We start from the raw sequence: 22,596 nt of genomic DNA, 5'->3' as shown, positions 1-22,596 counted from the left end.
CCCTCGCGCAGGGTCAGTTGAAGACGCCGGTCGACAGATAGCGGTCGCCGCGGTCGCAGACGATGAAGACGATCGTGGCGTTGCTGAGTTCTTCGGCCACGCGCAGCGCGGCGACCAGCGCGCCGGCCGATGAGATGCCGGCGAAGATGCCCTCTTCGGCCGCCAGCCGGCGGGCCATGGCCTCGGCGTCGGCCTGGCTGACCGACTCGGTGCGGTCGACCGCGGCGGGGTCGAAGATGGCAGGCAGGTAGGCTTCCGGCCATTTGCGGATGCCGGGGATCTGCGACCCTTCGGTGGGCTGGGCGCCGACGACCTGGATCGCGGGGTTCTGCGACTTCAGGTAGCGCGACACGCCCATGATGGTGCCGGTGGTTCCCATGGCGCTGACGAAATGGGTGACTTCGCCGCCCGTGTCGCGCCAGATCTCGGGGCCGGTGCTCTCGAAATGCGCCAGCGGATTGTCGGGATTGGCGAACTGGTCGAGCACCTTGCCCTTGCCTTCGGCCTGCATCTTGAGGGCGAGGTCGCGCGCGTATTCCATGCCGCCTTCGGAAGCCGGCGTCAGGATCAGTTCGGCGCCGTAGGCCGTCATCGCCGCGCGGCGCTCCAGCGACAGGTTGTCGGGCATGATGAGCAGCATGCGATAGCCGCGGATCGCGGCCACCAGGGCCAGGCCGATGCCGGTGTTGCCGCTGGTGGCTTCGATCAGCGTATCGCCGGGCTTGATCTCGCCGCGCGCCTCGGCGCGGGTGATCATCGACAGGGCCGGGCGGTCCTTGACCGAACCGGCCGGGTTGTTGCCTTCCAGCTTGCCCAGGATGACATTGCCGCGCGCCGCGTTGGCCGCGCCGGGAATGCGCTGCAGGCGGACCAGCGGCGTGTTGCCGATGGTCTGTTCGAGGGTCGGATAGCTTTTCATGGACGAATGATAACCCCGCGGGGATCGGCGCAAGCCGATATCCCCTGCGGCCATGTGGCGTCCCGGCGCGCGGGGATTCCGGCGGCGGCGCGGCCCGCCATGGTCCGGCCCGCCGGCATCAGGCTTACCGGCATCAGGCTTACCGGCGCCGGGCCTACCGGGGCTCTGGCCTGCCGGTGCGGCCTGGCCGCGCCTTGGCGGACGGCCGCGCCTTGGTGGACGAGGGGGCGCGGCGGACGGCGGGCGGCGTGTTGACGATGACGCGGGGGCCGGCCGGCGCCGCGCCGTCGAGCGCGAGCCCGGCCTCCCGCAGGCGCTGCAGCCGCCGGCTGCCCAGCCCGCGCACGCGGCCGGCCAGGTCGCCATAGGAGTGGAATGGGCCGCCGCGGTCGCGCTCGCCCACGATGTCGGCGGCCGTCTTGGGCCCGATGCCGCGCACGGATTCGAGTTGCGCCGCGCTGGCGGTGTTGGCGTCGACCGCGGGCGCGGCGCCGCCGGCGGCGGCCAGGCCCAGGCCGGCCACCAATGCGAGGCCGCCGGCGTAGCGCCGGGCACCGGGCCGCGGCGCGGCACGCGAGGCGATGACCGGCGCCGTACGCGAGGCGGTGCCAGGCTTCGTGCGCGAGGCGATGCGGGGCGCGGCCGGCGCGGCGACGATGGGCGTGGCGACGGTCGAAAACAGGAAAGGATTCATGGCGGACTCCGGAAAAAGGGCGAAGGTGGCGAAGCGCCGTATCGGGCGCTGTGCCACTGTGCCGCGCCCCGCCGCCGCGCGCCGCGTCCGCGCCGGGAAATGTCAGGCCGGGGTACTACGTACGTACGCGGTCCTCGCCCTCCCCCAGACTGCCCGCCATCGCTGACGCCTCGTCATCGGAGATATGCCGCGGCGGCGGGGAAACGCCCCGTAAATTGTATGTACCATTCGTACAAAACATCGGAGCCGAGGAGGAGACGCATCGATGACGCCCTGGGAAGAACTGGCTGTCGGCACCGAAACCGGCCGCATCACGCTGACGGTGACGGCCGCCGCGATCGACGAATACAACGCCGCCACCGGCGACACCCACCCCTGGTTCGCGGCCGGGGCGGCCGCCGACTCGCCCTACGGAACCCGCGTCGCGCCGCCCGACATGCTGCCCAAGCTCGCGATGGACGCCTTGTTCCAGGACTTCCTTGGCCGCGTGGTGGGCCGCAATATGCGGGCCAAGCAGGAGTTTTCCTTCCATGCCCCGCTGCCGGTGGGCAGCGTCGTCACTGCCGTCGGCCACCTGGTCGAGCGCTACGAGCGGCGCGGCAAGCGTTTCATCACGCTGGAGGGCACGTTCCGCGACCAGGACGGCCGGGTCGTGCTGGTCGACCGGCGCACCCAATACATCCCCCAACCGGCCCCCGGCCCCGCCTCCCATGACGCACGTTGACTCTCGCCCGGCGAAGGAATTCGCGCTGCTGCGCATCGGCATCACCGCCGAGCAGATGATGCGCTACTCCGGCACCGGCGGCATCCACGGCGACGACGCCGCCGCGCGGCGCGTCGGCCTGGCCGGCGCCGTCGTGCAAGGCGGCCAGCTCGCGGCTTTCCTCGGCCAGATGCTGGTCAGGACCTTCGGGCGCGGCTACCTGGAGGGAGGGCGGATCGCCCTGACCTTCGTCAAGCCGGTATCCGCCGGCGACGAGCTGAGCACCCATGGCGAAATGCTCGAACTGATCATGGAAGACGGCCGGGCGCGCCAGCACTGCAAGGTATGGCTGGAAAACCGAAACGGGGAAGTGGTCACGACCGGCACCGCCAGTGCCTGGCTCGCCTGAACCGCGAACGGAAAGCAAGGCCGGCCGAAAAAAGGAGGAGAACTCATGCACATCGTCGCAAAGCTGTCCCTGCTGTGTCCGGCGCTCGCGGCCACCGCCTGCATCGCAACGGCGCGGGCGGCCGACGCCTATCCGTCCCGGCCCCTGCGCCTGGTCGTGGGTTATGCCGCCGGCGGCGGCGCCGACACCGCGGCGCGGGTCGTGGCGCAGGCGCTCGGCAACGATCTCGGCCAGGCCGCGGTGGTGGAGAACAAGCCCGGCGGCAGCGGCGTCATCGCCGTGGGATCGGTGGCCAAGGCGCCGGCCGACGGCTACACCTTGCTCGTGATCAGCGCCGGCGAGCTCGTCCAGCCCCTGCTGCGCGACGATCTTTCCTACGACTTCCAGAAAGACCTGGTGCCGGTGGCCTTCCTCGGCATTTCGCCGTTCGTGCTGGTGGTCCATCCGGCAGTGCCGGCCAGGACGGTGGCCGAACTGGTCGCCTACGGCAAGTCGGCGCCGGGCAAGCTCAACTTCGGTTCCTCGGGCGTCGGCACCTCGCCCCATCTGGCGGGCGAGCTGTTTTCCATGATGTCGGGCACGCCCATGGCCCATATTCCGTACAAGGGCGGCGCGCAGGCGGCCAACGCCACCATGTCGGGCGAGATACAGGTCAGCTTCCCGGCCGCCACCTCGGCCCTGCCGCTGGTGCAGGCCGGCAAGGTGCGCGCGCTGGCCGTCACCACGCTGCAGCGCACCGCCTTCATGCCCGAGCTGCCGACGCTGGACGAACTGGGCCTGAAAGGCTTTCACCGTTCGAGCTGGTACGCGGTGATGGCGCCGGCGGGCACGCCGCCCGCAACCATCGCCACGCTGAACGAGGCGGTCAACCGCGTGCTCAAGGATGCCGGCGTGCGCCGCGCGCTCGAAGGCCAGGGCATCGAGCCGGGCGGCGGGTCTGCCGCGGCGCTGGGGGACATGATCCGGACCGAGATGAAGCAGAACGAGCAGATCATCGAGAAGGCCGGCCTGAAAAAGGCTTCCTAGCGCCATCCCGCGGCGCATCCGGCCAACCCTGTGCGGCCGGCTAGGCGCCCGCCCCGCTCCCCTGCCCGTGCAGTTCGCGCACGTACTCGGCCACGCCTGTCTGCACATCGCGCATCGGCGCGGCATAGCCGGCGGCGGCCAGCTGGCTGGCGTCGGCCTGGGTGAAGCTCTGGTAGCGGCCTTTCAGGTCGTCGGGAAACGGCACGTAGCGGATCAGCCCTTGCGCCACCAGCTGGTCCAGCGGCAGCGCCGCTTCGCCGCGCAACTGGCGCAGCGTGTTGACCACCGCCTGCGCCACGTCGTTGAACGGCTGGGCGCGGCCCGTGCCGCAGTTGTAGATGCCCGACGGCCCGCCCTTGTCGAGGAAGTGCAGGTTGACCGCCACGGCGTCGTGCACCGAGATGAAATCGCGCTGCTGGCCGCCGTCGGCATAGCCGTCCCAGCCGCCGAACAGGCGCACGTGGCCCTCGGCCAGGAACTGGTTCATGTTGTGGAAGGCCACCGACGCCATGCGCCCCTTGTGCTGCTCGCGCGGCCCGTACACGTTGAAGTAGCGCAGTCCCACCACCGGCGCCGTCAACGCGGCCAGCCGGCGCCGCAGCACCTGGTCGAACAGGAATTTGGAATAGCCGTACACGTTGAGCGGGCGCTCGTTGCGCGGATCCTCGGCATAGACGGGGCCGGCGCCGTACACCGCGGCCGACGACGCGTAGATGAACGGCAGGCGGCGCGCCTGCGCGTACTCGAACAGCTCCAGCGTGACGCGGTAATTGTTGTCGAGCATGAAACGGCCGTCGCGCTCGGTGGTGTCCGAGCACGCCCCCTGGTGCAGGATGGCATCGACGGCGGGCAGCGAGCCGGCCGCCACGCGGCGGCGGAAATCATCCTTGTCGAGATAGTCGGCGATCTCGCAATCGGCCAGGTTGACGAACTTGTCGCCTTGCAGCAGATCGTCCACCGCGATGATGTCGCGCTCGCCGCGGCGGTTGAGCGCCTTGACCAGATTGCTGCCGATGAAGCCGGCGGCGCCGGTGACGATGATCATGATGCGCTCCTTGCGCTATGCGGGCCGGCCCAGTCCTGGGAAGCCGCGTCGAGCTCGGCCGGCGTGACGATGGAGGTGCCCAGCTTGCCGACCACCACGCCGCCGGCCAGGTTGGCCCAGCGCATGGCGCTGTGCAGGTCGAGCCCGGCAGCGCGCATCACGGCCAGCGTGGCGATTACCGTGTCTCCTGCGCCCGACACGTCGAACACTTCGCGGGCCTGCGACCCCACGTGGTCGCGCCCCTCGGCGGTATAGAGCGTCATGCCGTGCTCGGAACGGGTGACCAGCAGGGCTTCCAGCTCCAGGGTTTCGCGCAGGCGCTGGGCGCGCGCGGCCAGGTCGTCCTCGTCGCGCCAGCGGCCCACCGCGTCGCGCATCTCGGACTGGTTGGGCGTGACCACGGTGGCGCCGCGATAGCGTGCGTAGTCGTCGCCCTTGGGATCGACCAGCGTCACGCGGCCGTGTTCGCGGGCCAGCGTCACCAGCCGTTCGACGCTGCCGAGCACGCCCTTGGCGTAGTCCGACAGCACCACCACGTCGTGCGCCGCCACCAGCCGGGCGAACGCGCGCTCGACCTCGTCCAGCACGGCGGGCGCCGGCGCCTGTTCGAAATCGACCCGCAGCAGCTGCTGCTGCCTGCCCAGCACGCGCATCTTCATCGTGGTGGGAACCGACGCATCGGCCACCAGTTCCGCGCGCACGCCGGCCTGGGCGCACAGGCGGGCGATGGTGGCCCCCGACTCGTCGTTGCCGACGATGCCGACCAGCGTGACCTGGGCGCCGAGCGCCGCGGCATTGCGGGCGACGTTGGCCGCGCCCCCAAGGCGGTCTTCGCTGCGCGACACGTGCACCACCGGCACCGGCGCCTCGGGCGATATGCGGTGGACTTCGCCGAACCAGTAGCGGTCCAGCATGACGTCGCCGACGACCAGCACGCGGGCGGCGCCGCGCTGCGCGTCGGACGGGAGGACTTGGCCGGCAACGGTCGCGGGATCAGGCATCCAATTCTTCCAGACGTTTGGGCGAGTAGGTTTCCCAGGCGTTGCAGCCGGGGCATTGCCAATGGAAGCGCCGGGCCTTGAAGCCGCAGGCGCTGCAGGCATAGCGGTCGAGCCGCTGGGTGTGCTTGTGGATCAGGCTGCGCATCAGCGTTGCGTCGTCCAGCGGCAGCCAGGCGTCGGGCTCGCCGCCGGCCACCTGCACCGGGGCGCCGTGGCTGGCGATGCGGGCTTCCAGCAGGCGGTCCAGGCCGAGCAGCGAGGGATTGCGCTGCAGGGCGGCGCGGGCGAAAGCCCACGCCTGCGGCAGGCCGCGCAGCGTGCGCTGGGCCTGGAAAATCGCGTTGAACAGGTCGAGCGACGGAAAGCGCTGGTAATGGGCTTCCAGTTGGTCGAGCGCCTGGTTCTCGGTGCCGTCGGCGCGATGATTGGCCAGCAGCTGGTCCGCCACCAGCCCGGCGTAGCTGGGGTGCGCGGCCAGGATGGATTCCAGGTGCAGGCGCTGGGCGCGCAGGTCGCCCTCGCGCAGCGCCAGGTCGGCCCGCATCATCGCGATCCGCACGTGGGGCACGGCATCGCTGCCCTGCTGCGACTGGATCGAAGCGTGGGTGGCCGCGTCGAGCGCCGCGTGGGCTGCGTCCAGGTCGGGCACCGGCGCGTTGAGCGCGGCCAGCGCCTCTTCGCAGTGGAAATGCACCGCCTGCGGCACCGGCTCGTCGATCAGTCCCTGCAAGGCCTGTACCGCCTGGATGGCGCGCGGCCAGTCGCGCTCGGTTTCATGGATGCGGATCAGCGCGCGCAGCGCGTCGGGCGCATAGCGCGTGGGCTTGAGCTGTTCGAACGCCGCCTCGGCGCGGTCCAGCATGCCGGCCCGCAGGTAGTCCTGCGCCAGCTCGTTCAGCGCATGCTCGCGCTGGGCCGACGGCAGGTCGGCACGCTGCAGCAGGTTCTGGTGCACGCGGATGGCGCGCTCGATCTCGCCGCGCCGCCGGAACAGGCTGCCGAGCGCGAAGTGCAGCTCGGTGGTTTCGGGATCGAGCTTGGCGACTTCGATGAAGGCGTCGATGGCGCGGTCATGCTGCTCGTTGAGGAGGAAATTCAGGCCGCGGAAATAGGAGTCGGGCAGGCTGCGGTTCTCCGACAGCATCTGCCGGATGTCGACGCGGGCCGCGATCCAGCCCAGGCCGAACAGGATCGGGATGGCGATCAGCCACCAGGGTTCGAAATCCACGATGGCGCGGCCTTACATCGGGGTGATGGGAACCAGCACGTCGGGCGACGGCGCGGTATCGGCCGCCTGCGCGCGGTCGGCCGCCGCGGCGCGGGCGCGCTCCAGCTCGCGCCGCAGCGTGGCCGTCTCGCGGCGCCGGCGCAGCACGCCCGGCACCGTCAGCAGCAGCCCGAATACCGTGCCGACCACGAAGCTGCCCAGCATCACCACGATCAGCGGCACTTCGCTGATGAACTGGTCGGCGAAGAAAAAAACGTTCACCTTCTCGGTGTTCTTGAGCGCGAACAGCAGGACGACGACGAACACCAGCAGCCGCAGTACCCATACGAGGTATCGCATTGGAGGTCTCCCCGGGAAATGAACGATGACGCGATTGTATGCTGGCGCGCGGCGACCGGTCCGGCCACGGGCCCGCCAGGCTTTTCAAACTTTCAGAATGGCATCGCTATAGCGAGCGACCTGGACATCGTGCGTCACCAGGCGCATCGATTCGGTCAGGGCCTGGGCGACCAGGATGCGGTCGAATGGGTCCTGGTGGTATGCGGGCAGCTCTTCGACGGCGATGGCGTGCTCGGCGCCGATGGCCAGTAAACGGTAACCCGAATCACGGAAATAACGCATCGCCTGGCGCCCTGAAACCGGCATGTCGCCCCGCCCCAGCGAGTGCTTGATGGAAATTTCCCATAGGGTCGCGGCGCTGATCCATATCGCGGCCGACGGCGCCATAATCAGGTCGCGCGCAATAGCAGGCAGCCTGGGGCTATCGGTGATGGCCCACAGGGCGATATGGGTGTCGAGCAGCAGGTTCAAGACCGCCGCCCCCCCGTAAATAGCCGCCCGACTTCGTCATTATGGGCGTCGATAGAGTCGGGCACCTCGAATTCGCCCTTGGCAATACCGAGGCGGCGCTCCACCGGCGCCGCATCGATGGGTACCAGCTTGGCGACCGGACGTCCGTTGCGGGCGATGACGATTTCCCGCTCGCGTCCCGTTTCGATGTCCTCCACAAGGCGGGAAAGCGACGACTTGGCTTGCAGCATGTTGACTGGCTGCATGGCGGACTCCTTCCTATCGAGGCGGGTATGGTCTAGTCTAGTCTGGCTAATGATGGAAATCAACGGCACGTTTGCGTGGCAGCCGCGCCGGCCCTACATCGGATCCTCCAGGTCGACGCGCAGCAATTGCGCCAGCCGCGCCACGTGCGGGGTAAGGGGCCGTTCGCGGCTCAGGCCGACGAAGACCGTGCTGGATGGAAACAAGTGCCGGACGTCGAGGGCGCGCAAGCCCTCGTCGCGCTCCGGTTCGAACGCGGAATCGGCCAGGATGGCGATGCCCAGGCCGCAGGACGCGTAGGTCTTGATGGTATCGGTGTCGCTGGTGCTGAGCGCGATGGTGGGCGTGAGCGAGGCCGCCTCGAAAATCTTCATGATCTGCGCGTAGGCCCCGTATTCGGGCCCGTAGGTGATGATCGGATAGGCGGCCAGGTCTTGCAGCGAAGGGTTCTCCTGGCCGAGCAGCGGATGGCCCGGCTTGGCCAGGACCACGCGGTGGATCTCGCCGATGGGATGGAAGGACAGTGAAGCGGGCGGCTGCGCCGGTGCCGTGGAAACGGAAAGATCGGCTTCGCCCGAGTTCAGCCAGCCCACGACCTGCGCGCCGTAGCCCTGGAGCAGGGTCAGGCTTACCCCCGGGTATTGCTGGATGAAGGCTTCGATCACCGGCGGCAGCAGGTATCGCGCATGGGTATGGGAAGTGGCGACGGTGACGCTGCCCCGCTCGCCCGCTGCAAAGCCTTCGGCCACCCGGTGCAGGCCTTCGAGCTGGTCCAGGGTGCGCTGGATCAGGGGTATCAAGGCGCGGCCGGCGGCCGTCAAACCCACGAACCGGTTGCGGCGACGCTCGAACAGTTCCACCCCGAGTTCGGCCTCGACGTTCTGCACGTGCCGGCTGATCCCGGGCTGGGAGGTATGCGCGTGTTCCGCCGCCGCCGTCACGCGGAAGCCGGCGGCGACGACGGCACGCACCGACTGTAGCTCATGAAGCTTCATTTTCATGCGGGAACTGAATCGATCCATCCGATTTTATTCTTGGACTGCATCGTAAACAAGAAATACAGTGCCAGCACGAAAACCGAATCGGAGACGCCATGGAAAAGACGCTTCAGCAATTTCTCGGGATCGCATGGCAGGAGCGCTCGGCCAAGCCTCGCGATCGCGGCCTGACGATGGTGATGGACAATGGCTGGCCCGTATCCTTCGTGGAAGGCATGCTGGACCAGTACGGCGCCTACCTCGACGTCGTCAAACTGTGGGATCCTCATCTGCGTGCCCCGGAGCGGGAAATCCGGCGCAAGATCGAGGCCTACCGTCGCCACGACGTGCGCGTCCAGCCCGGCGGCATCTTCATGGAAGTGGCCCGGCTGCAGGGCATCGAACGCGAAGTGATGCCGCGCCTGGCCGACCTGGGCTTCAACGTGATCGAGATCTCGGGCACCGCCACCGGCGCCGAGCGCGATCTGGACCAGGAAGCCGACCTGATCGGGCAGGCCCGGAAACTCGGCTTCGCGGTATTCGGCGAAGTAGGCAAGAAATTCCACGATGCTGACGCCACCCGCCGCAGCGAGGATGAAATCGATGAAGCTGCCACCATCCGCGAATTCCGCGCGCTGCTCGATGCCGGCGCCGAACGCGTGTACTGGGAAGGCCATCTTCTGCGCCGCGTCATGGGCGAAGAACCCGCGGAACTGCTGGCCAAGCGGCACCGTGGCACCGAACAGGTAATGCGGGTGGCACGGGAAATCGGACCGGAGCGCATCATGTTCGAGGTCTCGTCGCTGCGCCCCTTGCTCAATCGCCGCGTGCTGCAGTTCTGGCTGGTGACGCTGTTCGGCACCGAAGTGAACATCGGCAACGCGCGGCTCGAGGAACTCGGCTATCTGGAGGCGCTGCGCTCGGGCAGCCACCCGGTCCACGGCTTCGGCCGGGCCGGCGATTACCCGTGGATCCGGGCATACGAAGAAGGCCGCCCGGCGGACTACGCCTGGTGGGCCGAGGCACTGCAGCGCTGAACGATGAGCGGCCAGTCCGCGGCGGACGGCAGCAGGCAATAAAAGAGAGGAGACAACCATGAAGCACAAGCTGTGGATCGGCCTGCTCGCCCTCTGGGCCGGCGGCGCCCTGGCGGCGGACGCCTACCCGTCGCGGCCTCTGACCCTGATCGTGCCGTTCACGCCAGGCGGCGGCACCGACATCATGGCGCGCCTGATCGCCGAGAAGCTGACCCGCAGCCTGGGCCAGCCGGTGGCGGTCGAGAACAAGCCGGGCGCCGGCGGCACGCTCGGCACCGACATTGCGGCCCGCGCCGCGCCGGACGGCTATACGCTGATGCTCGGCTCGATCAGCACGATCAGCCTGAACCCGAGCCTGTACACCAACCTGGCGACCAATCCGCTGACCGATCTGGCGCCCGTCAGCCTGATCGGATCGACGCCGAGCATCCTGGCGGTACCGAAAACGCTGCCCGTGTCTTCCGTGCAGGAACTCATCGCGCTGGCCAAACAGAAGCCGGGCAGCGTGAACTTCGGGTCGGCCGGCGCTGGCACGTCGCACCATCTTGCCGGCGAGCTGTTCAAGATGCAGGCCAACATCCAGGCCACCCACGTGCCGTACAAGGGCTCGGCCCCCGCCTTGCTGGGGCTGACCCGCGGCGACGTGCACATCCTGATCGCCAACATCCCCTCGCTGCTGGGGGCGATCCAGGCGCAGCAGATCAAGCCGCTCGCGGTCACCAGCCTGGAACGATCGTCCCTGTTCCCCGAGTTGCCCACCGTATCGGAATCGGGCCTGCCGGGCTTCGAAGTCATCGTCTGGTACGGCGTGTTCGCGCCGCGCGGCACGCCGGAACCGATCGTCACCCGCCTCAATGCCGAAATCCGCAAGGCGATCGAAATGCCCGACGTAAAGAAGCGCCTGGCCACCGAAGGCGCCGAGCCTCTCAGCGCCAGCCCGCAGGCGTTCGCACAGCGGATAAAGAGCGACTACGAGAAGTGGAAGAAGGTCATCCAGGCCGCCGATGTGAAGCTGGAATAGCGCCCAGGTACCGCGCGCGGACAAGAAAAAACCCCGCCAGCGTTGCCACCGGCGGGGTTCACGGCATGACGGACCGGCTATGCGTCGGCCGGCCCTTCGTCCTGCATGTCGACGCGCTCGCGCAATTCCTTGCCGGCCTTGAAGTGCGGCACCCGCTTTTCGGGCACCAGCACGCGTTCGCCGGACTTGGGATTGCGGCCGATGCGCGGCGGGCGCTGCGACAGCGAGAAGCTGCCGAAGCCGCGGATCTCGATGCGATGCCCTTCGGAAAGGGACTGCGCCATCGCATCGAGGATGGTCTTGACGGCATAGTCGGCATCCTTGGCCACCAGCTGGGGATAGCGGGCGGCCAGGCGGCCGATCAGTTCGGACTTCGTCATGGATTTCATGCAATCTTCCATGGCGCTATGCGCCGCTGCCCCGCCCATCGCCACCCCACCCAGGATGCCGCGGATCCGGCTCCGCCGGTCCGCAGGCATCGCCCCCTGGGGGCGCGCGAAGCGCGTAGGGGGGTCAGTTACTTTCGCGCTGGTCCAGCTTGGCCTTGAGCAGGGCACCCAGGTTCGTGGTACCCGACGAGGCGCTGGCGTCCGACATGCGCTGGATGGCTTCGGCCGTCTCGGCGTTGTCCTTGGCCTTGATCGACAGCTGGATCGAACGCGTCTTGCGGTCGATGTTGAGGATCATGGCGTCGATGTTGTCGCCGGCCTTGATCACGGTGGAAGCGTCTTCCACGCGGCCCTGCGAGATTTCGGAAGCGCGCAGATAGCCTTCGACGTCGACCGACAGCGTGACCACGGCGCCCTTGGGCTCGACCGACTTGACGGTGCCCTGCACCACCGCGCCCTTGTCGTGCGTGGCGACGAAGTTGGTGAACGGGTCGCCTTCCAGCTGCTTGATGCCCAGCGAGATGCGTTCCTTCTCGGTGTCGATGCCGAGCACGACCGCGTCGACCTCGTCGCCCTTCTTGAAGTTGCGCACGGCTTCCTCGCCGGACTCGCTCCACGACAGGTCGGACAGGTGGACCAGGCCGTCGATGCCGCCGGGCAGGCCGACGAACACGCCGAAGTCGGTGATCGACTTGATGGCGCCACGCACGCGGTCGCCGCGCTTGTGGTTGATCGCGAACTCTTCCCACGGGTTCGGGCGGCACTGCTTCATGCCCAGCGAGATGCGGCGGCGGTCTTCGTCGATCTCGAGCACCATGACTTCGACTTCGTCGCCCAGCGTGACGACCTTCTTCGGATCGACGTTCTTGTTGGTCCAGTCCATTTCGGACACGTGGACCAAGCCTTCGATGCCGGCCTCGACCTCGACGAAGGCGCCGTAGTCGGTCAGGTTGGTGACCTTGCCGAACAGGCGGGTGCCCTGCGGATAGCGGCGCGCCAGGCCCACCCACGGATCTTCGCCGAGCTGCTTGACGCCCAGCGACACGCGGTTCTTTTCCTGGTCGAACTTCAGCACCTTGGCCTGGATTTCCTGGCCGACGCTGAGCACTTCCGACGGGTGGCGCACGCGGCGCCAGGCCAGGTCGGTGATGTGCAGCAGGCCGTCGATGCCGCCCAGGTCGACGAACGCGCCGTAGTCGGTGATGTTCTTGACCACGCCGTTGACGATCGCGCCTTCGTGCAGGGTTTCCAGCAGCTTCTGGCGCTCTTCGCCCATGTTGGCCTCGAGCACGGCGCGGCGCGACAGCACCACGTTGTTGCGCTTGCGGTCGAGCTTGATGACCTTGAATTCGAGGGTCTTGCCTTCGTACGGGGTGGTGTCCTTGACGGGACGCAGGTCGACCAGCGAACCCGGCAGGAAGGCGCGGATCGCGTTGGTCATGACCGTCAGGCCGCCCTTGACCTTGCCGGTGATGGTGCCGGTGACCAGGTCGCCCGACTCCAGCGCCTGCTCGAGCTGCAGCCAGGCAGCCAGGCGCTTGGCGCGGTCGCGCGACAGCACGGTGTCGCCGTAGCCGTTTTCGAGGGCGTCGATCGCGACCGAGACGAAATCGCCTTCGGACACTTCGAGCTCGCCCTTGTCATTCAGGAATTCTTCGATCGGGATCAGCGCTTCGGACTTCAGGCCTGCGTTGACCACGACGAAATTGTGGTCGATACGCACCACCTCGGCGGTGATGACTTCGCCGGATTTCATTTCCTGGCGTTTGATGCTCTCTTCGAACAGCGCTGCAAAACTTTCTTCGCCGGAGGCGGGGGTTTGAGGAACCGAAGACATTGTCTGTGTTACCGGGTTACGCACTTCGTGGGGGCGGACGAGACATTCGTCCTCTGACCACCCAGTCGGTGGAGTCGAACAACCTCATTGCTGAGGGCCAAATTCAAATACATGCTTGCTGCGGGACTATGCGGACCGGGCGCGCCACCATGCCAGGACTTGCGCCACCGTCTGGTCGATCGTCAGGTCGGAGGAATCGAGCTTGAGCGCATCGGGCGCCGCAACGAGCGGTGCGCTGGCGCGCTGGGCATCGCGCGCATCGCGCGCTTCCAGATCGCGCAAAAGGGTATCAAGGTTAGCCGAAAAACCCTTTTCGATCAACTGCTTATAGCGTCTTTCGGCGCGCGCGCGGGCGCTGGCCACCAGGAACACCTTCAGGTCGGCATCGGGGAACACCACCGTGCCCATGTCGCGGCCATCGGCCACCAGGCCGGCCGGCTCGCGGAACGCGCGCTGGCGGGCCAGCAACGCGTCGCGCACCGGCTGCAGGGCCGCCACCCGCGAGGCCAGGTCGCCCACGGCCTCGTCGCGGATGGCGTCGGTGACGTCTTCGCCCTCCAAGTAGATGCGGGCGCCGAAGCGTACGTCAAGCCCCCTGGCGGCGGCCGCCGCGGCGGCCACGTCGGCGGCGCCGATGCCGCGCCGCAGGCAGGCCAGCGCGGTCAGCCGGTAGAGGGCGCCGCTGTCGAGCACGTGCCAGCCGAGTTCCGCGGCCAGCCGGGTAGCGATCGTTCCCTTGCCGGAGGCCGTGGGGCCGTCGATGGCGATGACGGGCACGTGAGCGGTCATATTCATCGGCTAAGCCTGCACCAGGCCGGCGTAGACGTCGAAATACGACGGGAAGGTCTTGCTGACGCAGCCCGGATCCAGGATGCGCACCCCCACGCCGCCGAACGTGGCCAGGGAGAAGCACATCGCCATGCGGTGGTCGTCCCAGGTGCCGATGGCGGCCGGCCGCCAGCGCACCGGCGGCGTCACCACCAGGCTGTCGGCGGTGGCGGCCACGTCGGCCCCCAGTTTCTGCAATTCGGTCTGCATCGCGTGGATGCGGTCGGTTTCCTTCACCCGCCAGCTGCCGATGTTGCGCAGCCGGCACGGGCCGTCGGCGTACAGCGCCAGCACGGCGGCCGTCATCGCCGCGTCGGGGATCAGGTTGAAGTCGGCGTCGAACGCGCGCAGGCGCCCGCCGTCGGCCACGCGCGGGCCGCTGGCCTCGATCCAGTCGGGGCCGTAGCCGATCCGCGCGCCCATCTCCTGCAGGGTTTGCGCGAAGGCCACATCGCCCTGGATGCTGTCGCGGCCCACGCCGGTCACCCGCACCGGGCCGCCGCCGATGGCGCCCAGCGCCAGGAAGTAGGAGGCCGACGAGGCGTCGCCCTCGACCAGGATGCGGCCGGGCGAGCGGTAGGCGGCGCCGGCCGGCACCGCGAAGCGCCGCCAGCCCTCGCGCGCCACGGCCACGCCGAAGCGGGCCATCAGGTTCAGCGTCATGTCGACGTAGGGCTTGGAAATCAGGTCGCCGTCGACGTCGATGACGAAATCGGCGCCGGTGGCCGCGGTGGCCAGCGGCGCGGCCAGCAGCAGCGCGGTCAGGAACTGGCTCGATACCGAGCCCTTGACGCGCACCGGCGCGCCGGCGGCGAGCCGGCCGGTGCCGATGCGCAGCGGCGGATAGCCGGGCTGGCCTTCGTAGTCGATGCGGGCGCCGAGCATGCGCAGCGCGTCGACCAGGTCGCCGATCGGCCGTTCGTGCATGCGCGGCACGCCGCTCAGGCGGTAGTCGCCGCCCATCATGGCCAGCGCCGCCGTCAGCGGGCGGAAGGCGGTGCCGGCGTTGCCGAGGAACAGGTCGGCCCGGCGCACGGGGAAACGGCCGGACCCGGTTACCTCGGCCTGGCCGTCGTCCGCGCCGTCGACCACCTGCACGCCCAGCGCGCGCAGCGCCGCCAGCATGACCCGCGTGTCGTCGGAATCCAGCAGGCCCTCCAGCTGCGTGGCGCCGCCGGCCAGCGCGGCCAGCAGCAGCACGCGGTTGGAAATGCTCTTGGAGCCGGGCAGCGCGACGCTGCCGCGCGCGCTGCGCGCGGCGGGCAGGTCGATATGGGGCGGATGGCCGGGCTTGGCGGCAGTCTGCATGGTCGGGCGGGTCATTCCTGATTATCGGTCGAATCGGCCGCCCCGCGCAGGCCGGCCTCCCAACGGTGGCGCGCCTGCGACGCCGCGCGGATCAGCGCGCCGAGGATGTCGGCGTCGCCCTCGCGGATGGCGGTTTCGAAGGCTTCGAGCGTGCGCCGCACCTGCGCCGCTTCGTCCAGCACCGCCCGGCGGTTGGCGAGGAAGATGTCGCGCCACATGTCGGGCGAGCCGCCGGCGATGCGGGTGAAATCGCGAAAGCCGCTGCCGGCCAGGTCCAGGCGCAGCGCGGCGTCGGCGGCGCCGGCCACCTGCGCCATGTAGGCGAAGGCCAGCAGGTGCGGCAAGTGGCTGACCGAGCCGAGCGCGGTATCGTGGGTGTCGGCCGGCATCTGCCGCACCAGCGCGCCGCACGCCTGCCAGGCGTCGCGCACGCGGGCGACCTGGGCCGCCTGGTTTTCGGGCAGCGGCGTCAGGATCACCGTGCGCCTATCGTACAACGTCGCGTGCGCCGCGTCGGGGCCGCTGCGCTCGCTGCCGGCGATCGGGTGGCCCGGCACGAACTGGCCGATGCGCGCGCCCAGCGCCGCGCGCGCGGCCGCCACCACGTCCTGCTTGGTGCTGCCGGCGTCGGTAACGATGGCGTCGGCGCGCAGGTGCGGCGCCAGCGCCTCCAGCATCTGGCCGGTGGCGCCCACCGGCACCGAAAGCAGCAGCAGATCGGCGCGCGCGGCCGCCTCGGCCGCACTCACCGCCTCGTCGATCAGGCCCAGTTCGCGGGCGCGCGCCAGCGTTTCCGGGCGCCGGCCGACGCCCAGCACCCGGCCCACCGCGCCGGCGCGCCGCAGCGCCGCGGCGAACGAGCCGCCGATGAGCCCGACGCCGGCCACGGCCAGCACCGGGATATTGACGGCGGCGCCTGCCCTCGCCGCGCTCCCCGTCCCTGCTTCGGTCGAAGCGCCGGCCCCCCCGCCGGCGCTCACCGGAGCGCCCTCCGTCGAACCGGCCCCATCATGCCGAAAGCACCGCTTTCAGGGCGGCCAGGAAGATGGCGTTCTCTTCGGGCAGGCCGATGGAGATGCGCAGGAATTCAGGCAGCCCGTCGCCCACGACGGGCCGCACGATCACCCCGCGCTTGAGCAGTTCCAGGTTGATGCGGGCGGCGTCGCCCACGCGGGTCAGCACGAAGTTGCCGAAGCTGGGCACGAATTCGAGCCCGAGCGCGGCCAGCCCTTCGGTCAGCTGGCGGTAGCCGGCGCGGTTGACCTCGTAGCTGCGCTCCAGGAATTCGCGGTCGCGCAGCGCGGCGATCGCCGCGGCCTGCGCCATCGAATTGGTGTTGAACGGCTGGCGCACGCGGTTGAGCAGGTCGGTCGCGCGCGGCTGCGCCATTGCGAAGCCGAGCCGCAGCCCGGCCAGGCCGTAGGCTTTGGAAAAGGTGCGCGACACGATCAGGTTCGGGAAGCGGCGCACCCAGGCCGCCGAATCCACGCGCAGCTCGGGCGCCAGGAATTCGTTGTAGGCCTCGTCCAGCACCACCACCACGCGCTCGCCGTGGGCGGCATGAACGCCCTCCAGGAAGCGCTCGACCTCGGCCGCCGGCCGGAAGGTGCCGGTGGGATTGTTGGGATTGGCGATGAACAGCACCTGGGTGTCGGCCTGGATCGCGGCCAGCATGGCGTCCAGGTCGTGGCCGTAGTCGCGCGCCGGCACCATGATGTGGCGGGCGCCGGCGGCCTGGGTGGCGAGCCGGTAGACCGCGAACGCATACTGCGAATAGACGGCCGACTTGCCGGGCTCCAGGAAGGCGCGCGCCGCCAGTTCGAGGATGTCGTTGGAGCCGTTGCCCAGCGTGATCCACTCCGCCGGCACGCCGTAGTGCCCGGCCAGCACCGCCTTCAGCTCGAAGCCGTTCGGGTCGGGATAGCGGCCCAGGTCGGCCGCCGCCTGCGCCATCGCCGCGCGCGCCGAATCCGGCACGCCGAGCGGGTTCTCGTTGGAGGCCAGCTTGACGATCTTCGCGGGGTCGAGCCCGAACTCGCGCGCCAGTTCGGAAATCGGCTTGCCCGCCTGGTAGGCGGCCAGCGCGCGGATATGGGCAGGGGCCGGCAGCGCGTCGGCGGCCTGGTCGGAAACGGCGGTCATAGGATCTCACTCATTCTCGTGGAGGATCGCCCGGCTGGCGATCCGCGCGGCGCCTCAGGGACACCTCGGGTAGGAGCCCAGCACTTTGAAGAACGCCGCCTGCTGCTGCAGGGCGGCCAGCGCCGCCGCGACGTTCGGGTCTTCGCGATGCCCTTCGACGTCGACGTAGAAATAATATTCCCACTCGCCGGTGCGCGCCGGACGCGACTCCAGCCGGGTCATCGACACATTGTTCTCGGCCAGCGGCGCCAGCATCCGGTACACCGCGCCGGCGCGGTTCGGCACCGCCAGGATCAGGCTGGTCTTGTCGCGGCCCGAGCGCCCGGGGTCGGTCTGGCCGATGGCCAGGAAGCGCGTGCGGTTGTGCGGATCGTCCTGGATGCCGGCTGCGACGATGCCCAGCTTCCAGTGACGGGCCGCCTGCTCGCCGGCGATGGCGGCCAGCGACGGATCCTGCGCCGCCAGGCGCGCGGCCTCGGCATTGCTGGCGGCCGGCTCGCAGGCCAGCCCGGGATGATTGGCGGTGAGCCAGCCGCGGCACTGCGCCAGCGCCTGCGGATGGGCGAGCACGCGCGTGACGCCTTCCAACGTGCCGCTGCGCGTCATCAGGCAGTGGCGGATGTCGATCGAACGTTCGCCCAGCACCTTGACCGACGCCGTCAGCAGCAGGTCGAGCGTGCGGTTGACCGCGCCTTCGTTGGAATTCTCGACCGCCACCATGCCGAAATCGGCGCGGCCGGTTTCGACCGCGCGCACCACGTCGTCGAAGCTGGCGCAGGGCTGCGGCTCGATCGCATGGCCGAAATGCTCCAGCGCGGCCTGTTCGGAATACGTGCCCTCGGGGCCGAGGTAGGCCACGCGCGCCGGCTGCTCCAGCGCGCGGCAGGCCGACATGATCTCGGCCCAGATGGCCGCCACCGACGACGCCGGCAGCGGGCCGCCGTTGAGCTGCTGCAGCCGGCGGATCACCTGCGCCTCGCGCTCGGGGCGGAACACCGGCCCCTGCACGTGCTGCTTGGCCTCGCCCACCTGCAGCGCCGTGCGGGCGCGCTCGGTCAGCAGTTCCAGGATGCGGGCGTCGAGCTCGTCGATGCGTTCGCGCAGCGGCACGAGCTTCTTCATCAGGGCGTCATCCATGGCGGCGCTCGAACTCCTTCATGAAATCGACCAGGGCCTGCACGCCGGCCAGCGGCATCGCGTTGTAGATGGAGGCGCGCATGCCGCCCACGCTCTTGTGGCCCTTGAGCTGCAGCAGCCCGGCCGCATCGGCCTGGGCCAGGAATTCGGCATTGAGCGATTCGTCGTGCAGCAGGAAGGGCACGTTCATGCGCGAGCGCACCGACGGGTGCACCGGGTTGCGATAGAACGCGGTGCTGTCGAGGTAGCCGTACAGCAGTTCGGCCTTGGCGCGGTTGACGGCCTCGATGCCGGCCACCCCGCCCTGCTGCTTGAGCCACTTGAACACCAGCCCGGCGATGTAGATGCCGTAGGTGGGCGGCGTGTTGAAGCGCGAATCGTTGGCCGCCACCAGCGCGTAGTCGAAGGCCGACGGGCAGACCGGCAGCGCGTGGCCCAGCAGGTCTTTGCGCACGATGACCAGCGTCACGCCGGCCGGGCCGACGTTCTTCTGCGCGCCGGCATAGATCACGCCGGCGCGGGTCACGTCCATCGGCCGCGACAGGATGTGCGAGGAGGCATCCACCGTCAGCACGGTGTCGGGCGCGCCGAGCGAGGCCGGATCCGGCCATTCCATGAATTCGACGCCGCCGATGGTCTCGTTGCTGCACAGGTGCACGAAACTGGCCTCGGGCCGCACGTTCCATGTGGCGGGGTCGGGCATGTAGGTCCACGGCGCCTGCTCGCAGCCGTCGATCACGGCGCAGGACTGGCTGCCGGCGGCCATGCGCACGTCGCCGTAGCGCTCGGCCTCCTTGAACGACTTGGCCGACCACGAGCCGCTGACGACGAAGTCGGCGGCGCGCGCGCCGCGGCGGCCGATCAGGTTCAGCGGCAGGATGGCGTTCTCGCCCAGGCCGCCGCCCTGCATGAACAGCGCGGCGTAGTCGTCGGGAATCGACAGCAGCTCGCGCAGGTCGGCCTCGGCCTCGTCGCAGATCCGGGTGAACTGCTTGCCGCGATGGCTCATTTCCATCACCGACATGCCGCTGCCGTGCCAGTCGAGCATTTCCTCGGCGGCCTGCTGCAGCACCGGCTCGGGCAAGGCGGCCGGCCCGGCGGAGAAGTTGTACGGTCGTTTCTTCATGGCGGATTGGCGATGGAAATTGGCGGGACCGGCGCCCGGCGCCGTCATTCGGCGCCGGGCGCCGGGGCGGCGCCCGCGCCCTCGTCGGCGGCCGGCGCGGCGCCCGCGTCGGCTTCCTCGGTATCGGATTCGACCACGCGCTGCACGCCCGACAGCCGCGTGCCTTCATCGACGTTGATCAGCGTCACGCCCTGCGTGGCGCGGCCCATCTCGCGGATCTCGGCCACGCGGGTGCGCACCAGCACGCCGCCGGTGGTGATCAGCATGATCTCGTCGGCCGGGTCGACCAGCACGGCGCCCACCACCTTGCCGTTGCGCTCGGTGGTCTGGATCGCGATCATGCCCTTGGTGCCGCGGCCGTGGCGCGTGTATTCGCCGATCGGGGTGCGCTTGCCGTAGCCGTTCTCGGTGGCGGTCAGCACGCCCTGGGTTTCGCTGCCGGCCACCAGCAGCGCGATCACGGTGTGGCTTTCCTCCAGCGTCATGCCGCGCACGCCGCGCGCGGTGCGGCCCATCGGGCGCACGTCGTTCTCGTCGAAGCGCACGGCCTTGCCGGCATCGGAAAACAGCATCACGTCGTGCTTGCCGTCGGTGAGCGAAGCGCCGATCAGGTAGTCGCCGTCGTCCAGGTCGACCGCGATGATGCCGGCCTTGCGCGGATTGGAGAAGTCGGACAGCGGGGTCTTCTTGACCGTGCCCTTGGCGGTGGCCATGAACACGTAGTGGTCTTCGGAGAAGGCCTTGACCGGCAGCACCACCGTGATCTTCTCGCCTTCGGACAGCGGGAACATGTTGACGATCGGCCGGCCGCGCGAATTGCGCGTGCCCTGCGGCACTTCCCATACCTTCAGCCAGTAGACCCGGCCGCGGTTGCTGAAGCACAGGATGTGGTCGTGCGTGTTGGCGATGAAGAGCTGGTCGATCCAGTCGTCTTCCTTGGTGGCCGTGGCCTGCTTGCCGCGGCCGCCGCGTTTCTGCGCGCGGTATTCCGACAGCGGCTGGCTCTTGATGTAGCCGCCATGCGACAGCGTGACCACCATGTCGGTGGGCGTGATGAGGTCTTCGGTGTCGAGCTCGGTGGCGTTGCGCTCGATGTGGGAGCGGCGGGTGTCTTTCGCGTCGGTGCCGAACTCGGCCTTGATGGCGGCCAGCTCGTCGCCGATGATGGCCGTCACGCGCGCCGGCTTGCCCAGGATGTCGAGCAGGTCGGCGATGGCGGCCATCACGTCCTTGTACTCGCCCACGATCTTGTCCTGCTCCAGGCCGGTCAGGCGCTGCAGGCGCATGTTCAGGATTTCCTGCGCCTGGGTATCGCTGAGCCGGTACAAGCCGTCGTCCTGCATGCCGTAGCCGGCCGGCAGGTTCTCGGGCCGGTAGGCCTCGCTGCCGCCCTCGGCGCGCGACAGCATTTCGCGCACCAGCGACGAATCCCAGGCGCGCGCCATCAGCTCCTGGCGCGCGATGGGCGGCGTGGGCGCAGCCTTGATGATGGCGATGAAGTCGTCGATGTTGGCCAGCGCCACCGCCAGGCCTTCCAGCACGTGGCCGCGCTCGCGCGCCTTGCGCAGCTGGAACACCGTGCGGCGGGTGACCACCTCGCGCCGGTGCGCAAGGAAGTACTCCACCATCTGCTTCAGGTTCAGCAGCCGCGGCTGGCCGTCGACCAGCGCCACCAGGTTCATGCCGAAGGTGTCCTGCAGCTGCGTGTTCTTGTACAGGTTGTTCAGCACCACCTCGGGCACTTCGCCGCGCTTCAATTCGATCACCACGCGCATGCCGTCCTTGTCGGACTCGTCGCGGATGTCGGAAATGCCCTCGACCTTCTTTTCGTTGACCAGCTCGGCGATCCGTTCCAGCAGCGAACGCTTGTTGACCTGGTACGGGATCTCGTCGACCACGATGGCCTGGCGGCCGCCGGCGCGGTCGACGTCTTCGAAATGGGTCTTGGCGCGCATCACCACGCGGCCGCGGCCGGTGCGGTAGCCTTCGCGCACGCCCGACATGCCGTAGATCGTGCCGCCGGTGGGGAAATCGGGCGCCGGGATGATCTCGATCAGTTCATCGACCGTGCATTCGGGGTTGCGCAGGCAGAACAGGCAGCCGTCGATCACCTCGGCCAGGTTGTGCGGCGGAATGTTGGTGGCCATGCCGACGGCGATGCCCGAGCTGCCGTTGACCAGCAGGTTGGGCAGGCGCGAGGGCAGCAGTAGCGGTTCTTTTTCGCTGCCGTCGTAGTTGGGGCCGAAATCGACGGTTTCCTGGTCGATGTCGGCCAGCAGTTCGTGGGCGATCTTCGACAGGCGGATTTCGGTGTAGCGCATGGCCGCGGCGCCGTCGCCGTCGACCGAGCCGAAGTTGCCCTGGCCGTCGATCAGCATGTAGCGCAGCGAAAACGGCTGCGCCATGCGGACGATGGTGTCGTAGACGGCCTGGTCGCCGTGCGGATGGTATTTACCGATCACGTCGCCGACGATGCGCGCCGACTTCTTGTAGGCCCGGTTCCAATCGTTGTTGAGTTCGTGCATGGCGTACAGCACGCGGCGGTGGACCGGCTTGAGGCCGTCCCGCACGTCGGGCAGCGCGCGGCCCACGATCACGCTCATGGCGTAGTCGAGGTAGCTGCGGCGCATCTCCTCTTCAAGGGAGACCGGAAGCGTTTCCTTGGCGAAGGAATCCATGGGCAGACTGCTGGAAGGCGAAGCTCGTGAGTTTAGCA

23 protein-coding genes are annotated in these 22,596 nt (G+C 69.0%); 5 read left to right on the top strand and 18 right to left on the bottom strand.

Annotation, left to right across the window (positions count from 1 at the left end; all coding sequences use genetic code 11):
• Positions 1-13: 13 nt before the first annotated feature.
• Together cysM and ABD927_RS10325 are read right to left on the bottom strand one after the other, a co-directional pair.
• The gene (gene cysM, locus ABD927_RS10330; RefSeq protein WP_345248991.1) at positions 14-919 is read right to left on the bottom strand and encodes a cysteine synthase CysM; all 906 of its coding nucleotides are present in this window, start codon (positions 917-919) and stop codon (positions 14-16) included.
• A 154-nt stretch (positions 920-1,073) separates the two neighbouring features.
• Positions 1,074-1,613: a ComEA family DNA-binding protein gene (locus ABD927_RS10325; protein ID WP_345248989.1), complete on the bottom strand. Its 540-nt coding sequence runs from the start codon at positions 1,611-1,613 to the stop codon at positions 1,074-1,076.
• A 265-nt stretch (positions 1,614-1,878) separates the two neighbouring features.
• Between ABD927_RS10325 and ABD927_RS10320 the strand changes: the two genes are divergently transcribed.
• The 3 genes from ABD927_RS10320 to ABD927_RS10310 are packed head-to-tail and all read left to right on the top strand — an operon-like array spanning position 1,879 to position 3,751.
• The gene (locus ABD927_RS10320) at positions 1,879-2,337 is read left to right on the top strand and encodes a MaoC family dehydratase (RefSeq protein ID WP_345248987.1); all 459 of its coding nucleotides are present in this window, start codon (positions 1,879-1,881) and stop codon (positions 2,335-2,337) included.
• Entirely contained in the window at positions 2,324-2,725 is a 402-nt protein-coding gene (locus ABD927_RS10315; RefSeq protein ID WP_345248986.1) for a MaoC family dehydratase, read from the top strand. The genes ABD927_RS10320 and ABD927_RS10315 overlap by 14 nt, the downstream gene beginning before the upstream one ends.
• A gap of 45 nt (positions 2,726-2,770) precedes the next feature.
• Positions 2,771-3,751 carry a Bug family tripartite tricarboxylate transporter substrate binding protein gene (locus ABD927_RS10310; protein WP_345248984.1) on the top strand — a complete coding sequence of 327 codons (981 nt, stop codon included), beginning with the start codon at positions 2,771-2,773 and terminating at the stop codon, positions 3,749-3,751.
• Between the two features lie 40 nt (positions 3,752-3,791).
• Here ABD927_RS10310 and rfaD read toward each other — a convergent pair whose 3' ends face one another.
• The 7 genes from rfaD to ABD927_RS10275 all read right to left on the bottom strand — a co-directional run bounded on the left by rfaD (position 3,792) and on the right by ABD927_RS10275 (position 9,079).
• On the bottom strand, positions 3,792-4,796 hold the full coding sequence (gene rfaD, locus ABD927_RS10305) for an ADP-glyceromanno-heptose 6-epimerase (RefSeq protein ID WP_345248982.1): 1,005 nt from the start codon (positions 4,794-4,796) through the stop codon (positions 3,792-3,794).
• Positions 4,793-5,797, bottom strand: a complete 1,005-nt coding sequence (rfaE1, locus tag ABD927_RS10300; protein ID WP_345248980.1) for a D-glycero-beta-D-manno-heptose-7-phosphate kinase — start codon at positions 5,795-5,797, stop codon at positions 4,793-4,795. Before rfaE1 ends, rfaD begins: the two co-directional genes overlap by 4 nt.
• Positions 5,790-7,025: a lipopolysaccharide assembly protein LapB gene (gene lapB / locus ABD927_RS10295; RefSeq protein ID WP_345248978.1), complete on the bottom strand. Its 1,236-nt coding sequence runs from the start codon at positions 7,023-7,025 to the stop codon at positions 5,790-5,792. Before lapB ends, rfaE1 begins: the two co-directional genes overlap by 8 nt.
• Before the next feature lie 12 nt (positions 7,026-7,037).
• Entirely contained in the window at positions 7,038-7,364 is a 327-nt protein-coding gene (locus ABD927_RS10290; RefSeq protein WP_345248976.1) for a LapA family protein, read from the bottom strand.
• Between the two features lie 84 nt (positions 7,365-7,448).
• Complete coding sequence (locus ABD927_RS10285; RefSeq protein ID WP_345248974.1) at positions 7,449-7,835, bottom strand: type II toxin-antitoxin system VapC family toxin; 387 nt, start codon at positions 7,833-7,835, stop codon at positions 7,449-7,451.
• Complete coding sequence (locus ABD927_RS10280) at positions 7,832-8,080, bottom strand: type II toxin-antitoxin system Phd/YefM family antitoxin (protein WP_345248972.1); 249 nt, start codon at positions 8,078-8,080, stop codon at positions 7,832-7,834. Before ABD927_RS10280 ends, ABD927_RS10285 begins: the two co-directional genes overlap by 4 nt.
• A 93-nt stretch (positions 8,081-8,173) precedes the next feature.
• Positions 8,174-9,079 (bottom strand): LysR substrate-binding domain-containing protein, encoded by a 906-nt coding sequence (locus tag ABD927_RS10275; protein WP_345248970.1) that lies wholly within the window; start codon positions 9,077-9,079, stop codon positions 8,174-8,176.
• 92 nt (positions 9,080-9,171) lie between these two features.
• Between ABD927_RS10275 and ABD927_RS10270 the strand changes: the two genes are divergently transcribed.
• The gene (locus ABD927_RS10270) at positions 9,172-10,092 is read left to right on the top strand and encodes a phosphosulfolactate synthase (protein WP_345248968.1); all 921 of its coding nucleotides are present in this window, start codon (positions 9,172-9,174) and stop codon (positions 10,090-10,092) included.
• Positions 10,093-10,150: 58 nt separating this feature from the next.
• Positions 10,151-11,113, top strand: coding sequence for a Bug family tripartite tricarboxylate transporter substrate binding protein (locus ABD927_RS10265; protein ID WP_345248966.1), 963 nt, complete (start codon positions 10,151-10,153; stop codon positions 11,111-11,113).
• A gap of 77 nt (positions 11,114-11,190) precedes the next feature.
• Here the strand turns inward: ABD927_RS10265 and ABD927_RS10260 are convergent, their stop codons facing one another.
• The 9 genes from ABD927_RS10260 to gyrA form a co-directional block, all read right to left on the bottom strand.
• Positions 11,191-11,493 carry an integration host factor subunit beta gene (locus ABD927_RS10260; RefSeq protein ID WP_345249199.1) on the bottom strand — a complete coding sequence of 101 codons (303 nt, stop codon included), beginning with the start codon at positions 11,491-11,493 and terminating at the stop codon, positions 11,191-11,193.
• Positions 11,494-11,626: 133 nt separating this feature from the next.
• Positions 11,627-13,339: a 30S ribosomal protein S1 gene (gene rpsA / locus ABD927_RS10255; RefSeq protein ID WP_345248964.1), complete on the bottom strand. Its 1,713-nt coding sequence runs from the start codon at positions 13,337-13,339 to the stop codon at positions 11,627-11,629.
• Positions 13,340-13,465: 126 nt separating this feature from the next.
• Complete coding sequence (gene cmk / locus ABD927_RS10250; RefSeq protein WP_425570235.1) at positions 13,466-14,128, bottom strand: (d)CMP kinase; 663 nt, start codon at positions 14,126-14,128, stop codon at positions 13,466-13,468.
• A 9-nt stretch (positions 14,129-14,137) separates the two neighbouring features.
• Positions 14,138-15,490, bottom strand: a complete 1,353-nt coding sequence (aroA, locus tag ABD927_RS10245; protein WP_345248960.1) for a 3-phosphoshikimate 1-carboxyvinyltransferase — start codon at positions 15,488-15,490, stop codon at positions 14,138-14,140.
• On the bottom strand, positions 15,487-16,377 hold the full coding sequence (locus ABD927_RS10240; protein WP_345249196.1) for a prephenate dehydrogenase: 891 nt from the start codon (positions 16,375-16,377) through the stop codon (positions 15,487-15,489). Before ABD927_RS10240 ends, aroA begins: the two co-directional genes overlap by 4 nt.
• A 106-nt stretch (positions 16,378-16,483) precedes the next feature.
• Positions 16,484-17,617 carry a histidinol-phosphate transaminase gene (hisC, locus tag ABD927_RS10235; protein WP_345248958.1) on the bottom strand — a complete coding sequence of 378 codons (1,134 nt, stop codon included), beginning with the start codon at positions 17,615-17,617 and terminating at the stop codon, positions 16,484-16,486.
• 54 nt (positions 17,618-17,671) lie between these two features.
• The gene (gene pheA, locus ABD927_RS10230) at positions 17,672-18,754 is read right to left on the bottom strand and encodes a prephenate dehydratase (RefSeq protein ID WP_345248956.1); all 1,083 of its coding nucleotides are present in this window, start codon (positions 18,752-18,754) and stop codon (positions 17,672-17,674) included.
• A complete protein-coding gene (serC, locus tag ABD927_RS10225) occupies positions 18,747-19,880 on the bottom strand; it encodes a 3-phosphoserine/phosphohydroxythreonine transaminase (RefSeq protein ID WP_345248954.1) in 1,134 nt (377 codons plus the stop codon). The genes pheA and serC overlap by 8 nt, the downstream gene beginning before the upstream one ends.
• Before the next feature lie 44 nt (positions 19,881-19,924).
• Positions 19,925-22,558, bottom strand: coding sequence for a DNA gyrase subunit A (gyrA, locus tag ABD927_RS10220; RefSeq protein WP_345248952.1), 2,634 nt, complete (start codon positions 22,556-22,558; stop codon positions 19,925-19,927).
• Between the last annotated feature and the right edge of the window lie 38 nt (positions 22,559-22,596).

This window comes from Pigmentiphaga soli, assembly GCF_039541095.1.
Lineage (GTDB): Bacteria > Pseudomonadota > Gammaproteobacteria > Burkholderiales > Burkholderiaceae_B > Pigmentiphaga > Pigmentiphaga soli.
Note: the sequence above shows the minus strand (reverse complement) of the source record. Positions and strands in the feature narration are given on the sequence as shown.

Coding starts and splice junctions, on each gene's coding strand:
- cysM (WP_345248991.1), bottom strand. CDS start 919: ATGAAAAGCTATCCGACCCTCGAACAGACCATCGGCAACACGCCGCTG.
- ABD927_RS10325 (WP_345248989.1), bottom strand. CDS start 1,613: ATGAATCCTTTCCTGTTTTCGACCGTCGCCACGCCCATCGTCGCCGCG.
- ABD927_RS10320 (WP_345248987.1), top strand. CDS start 1,879: ATGACGCCCTGGGAAGAACTGGCTGTCGGCACCGAAACCGGCCGCATC.
- ABD927_RS10315 (WP_345248986.1), top strand. CDS start 2,324: ATGACGCACGTTGACTCTCGCCCGGCGAAGGAATTCGCGCTGCTGCGC.
- ABD927_RS10310 (WP_345248984.1), top strand. CDS start 2,771: ATGCACATCGTCGCAAAGCTGTCCCTGCTGTGTCCGGCGCTCGCGGCC.
- rfaD (WP_345248982.1), bottom strand. CDS start 4,796: ATGATCATCGTCACCGGCGCCGCCGGCTTCATCGGCAGCAATCTGGTC.
- rfaE1 (WP_345248980.1), bottom strand. CDS start 5,797: ATGCCTGATCCCGCGACCGTTGCCGGCCAAGTCCTCCCGTCCGACGCG.
- ABD927_RS10290 (WP_345248976.1), bottom strand. CDS start 7,364: ATGCGATACCTCGTATGGGTACTGCGGCTGCTGGTGTTCGTCGTCGTC.
- ABD927_RS10280 (WP_345248972.1), bottom strand. CDS start 8,080: ATGCAGCCAGTCAACATGCTGCAAGCCAAGTCGTCGCTTTCCCGCCTT.
- ABD927_RS10275 (WP_345248970.1), bottom strand. CDS start 9,079: ATGAAAATGAAGCTTCATGAGCTACAGTCGGTGCGTGCCGTCGTCGCC.
- ABD927_RS10270 (WP_345248968.1), top strand. CDS start 9,172: ATGGAAAAGACGCTTCAGCAATTTCTCGGGATCGCATGGCAGGAGCGC.
- ABD927_RS10265 (WP_345248966.1), top strand. CDS start 10,151: ATGAAGCACAAGCTGTGGATCGGCCTGCTCGCCCTCTGGGCCGGCGGC.
- ABD927_RS10260 (WP_345249199.1), bottom strand. CDS start 11,493: ATGACGAAGTCCGAACTGATCGGCCGCCTGGCCGCCCGCTATCCCCAG.
- rpsA (WP_345248964.1), bottom strand. CDS start 13,339: ATGTCTTCGGTTCCTCAAACCCCCGCCTCCGGCGAAGAAAGTTTTGCA.
- cmk (WP_425570235.1), bottom strand. CDS start 14,128: ATGACCGCTCACGTGCCCGTCATCGCCATCGACGGCCCCACGGCCTCC.
- aroA (WP_345248960.1), bottom strand. CDS start 15,490: ATGACCCGCCCGACCATGCAGACTGCCGCCAAGCCCGGCCATCCGCCC.
- hisC (WP_345248958.1), bottom strand. CDS start 17,617: ATGACCGCCGTTTCCGACCAGGCCGCCGACGCGCTGCCGGCCCCTGCC.
- pheA (WP_345248956.1), bottom strand. CDS start 18,754: ATGGATGACGCCCTGATGAAGAAGCTCGTGCCGCTGCGCGAACGCATC.
- serC (WP_345248954.1), bottom strand. CDS start 19,880: ATGAAGAAACGACCGTACAACTTCTCCGCCGGGCCGGCCGCCTTGCCC.
- gyrA (WP_345248952.1), bottom strand. CDS start 22,558: ATGGATTCCTTCGCCAAGGAAACGCTTCCGGTCTCCCTTGAAGAGGAG.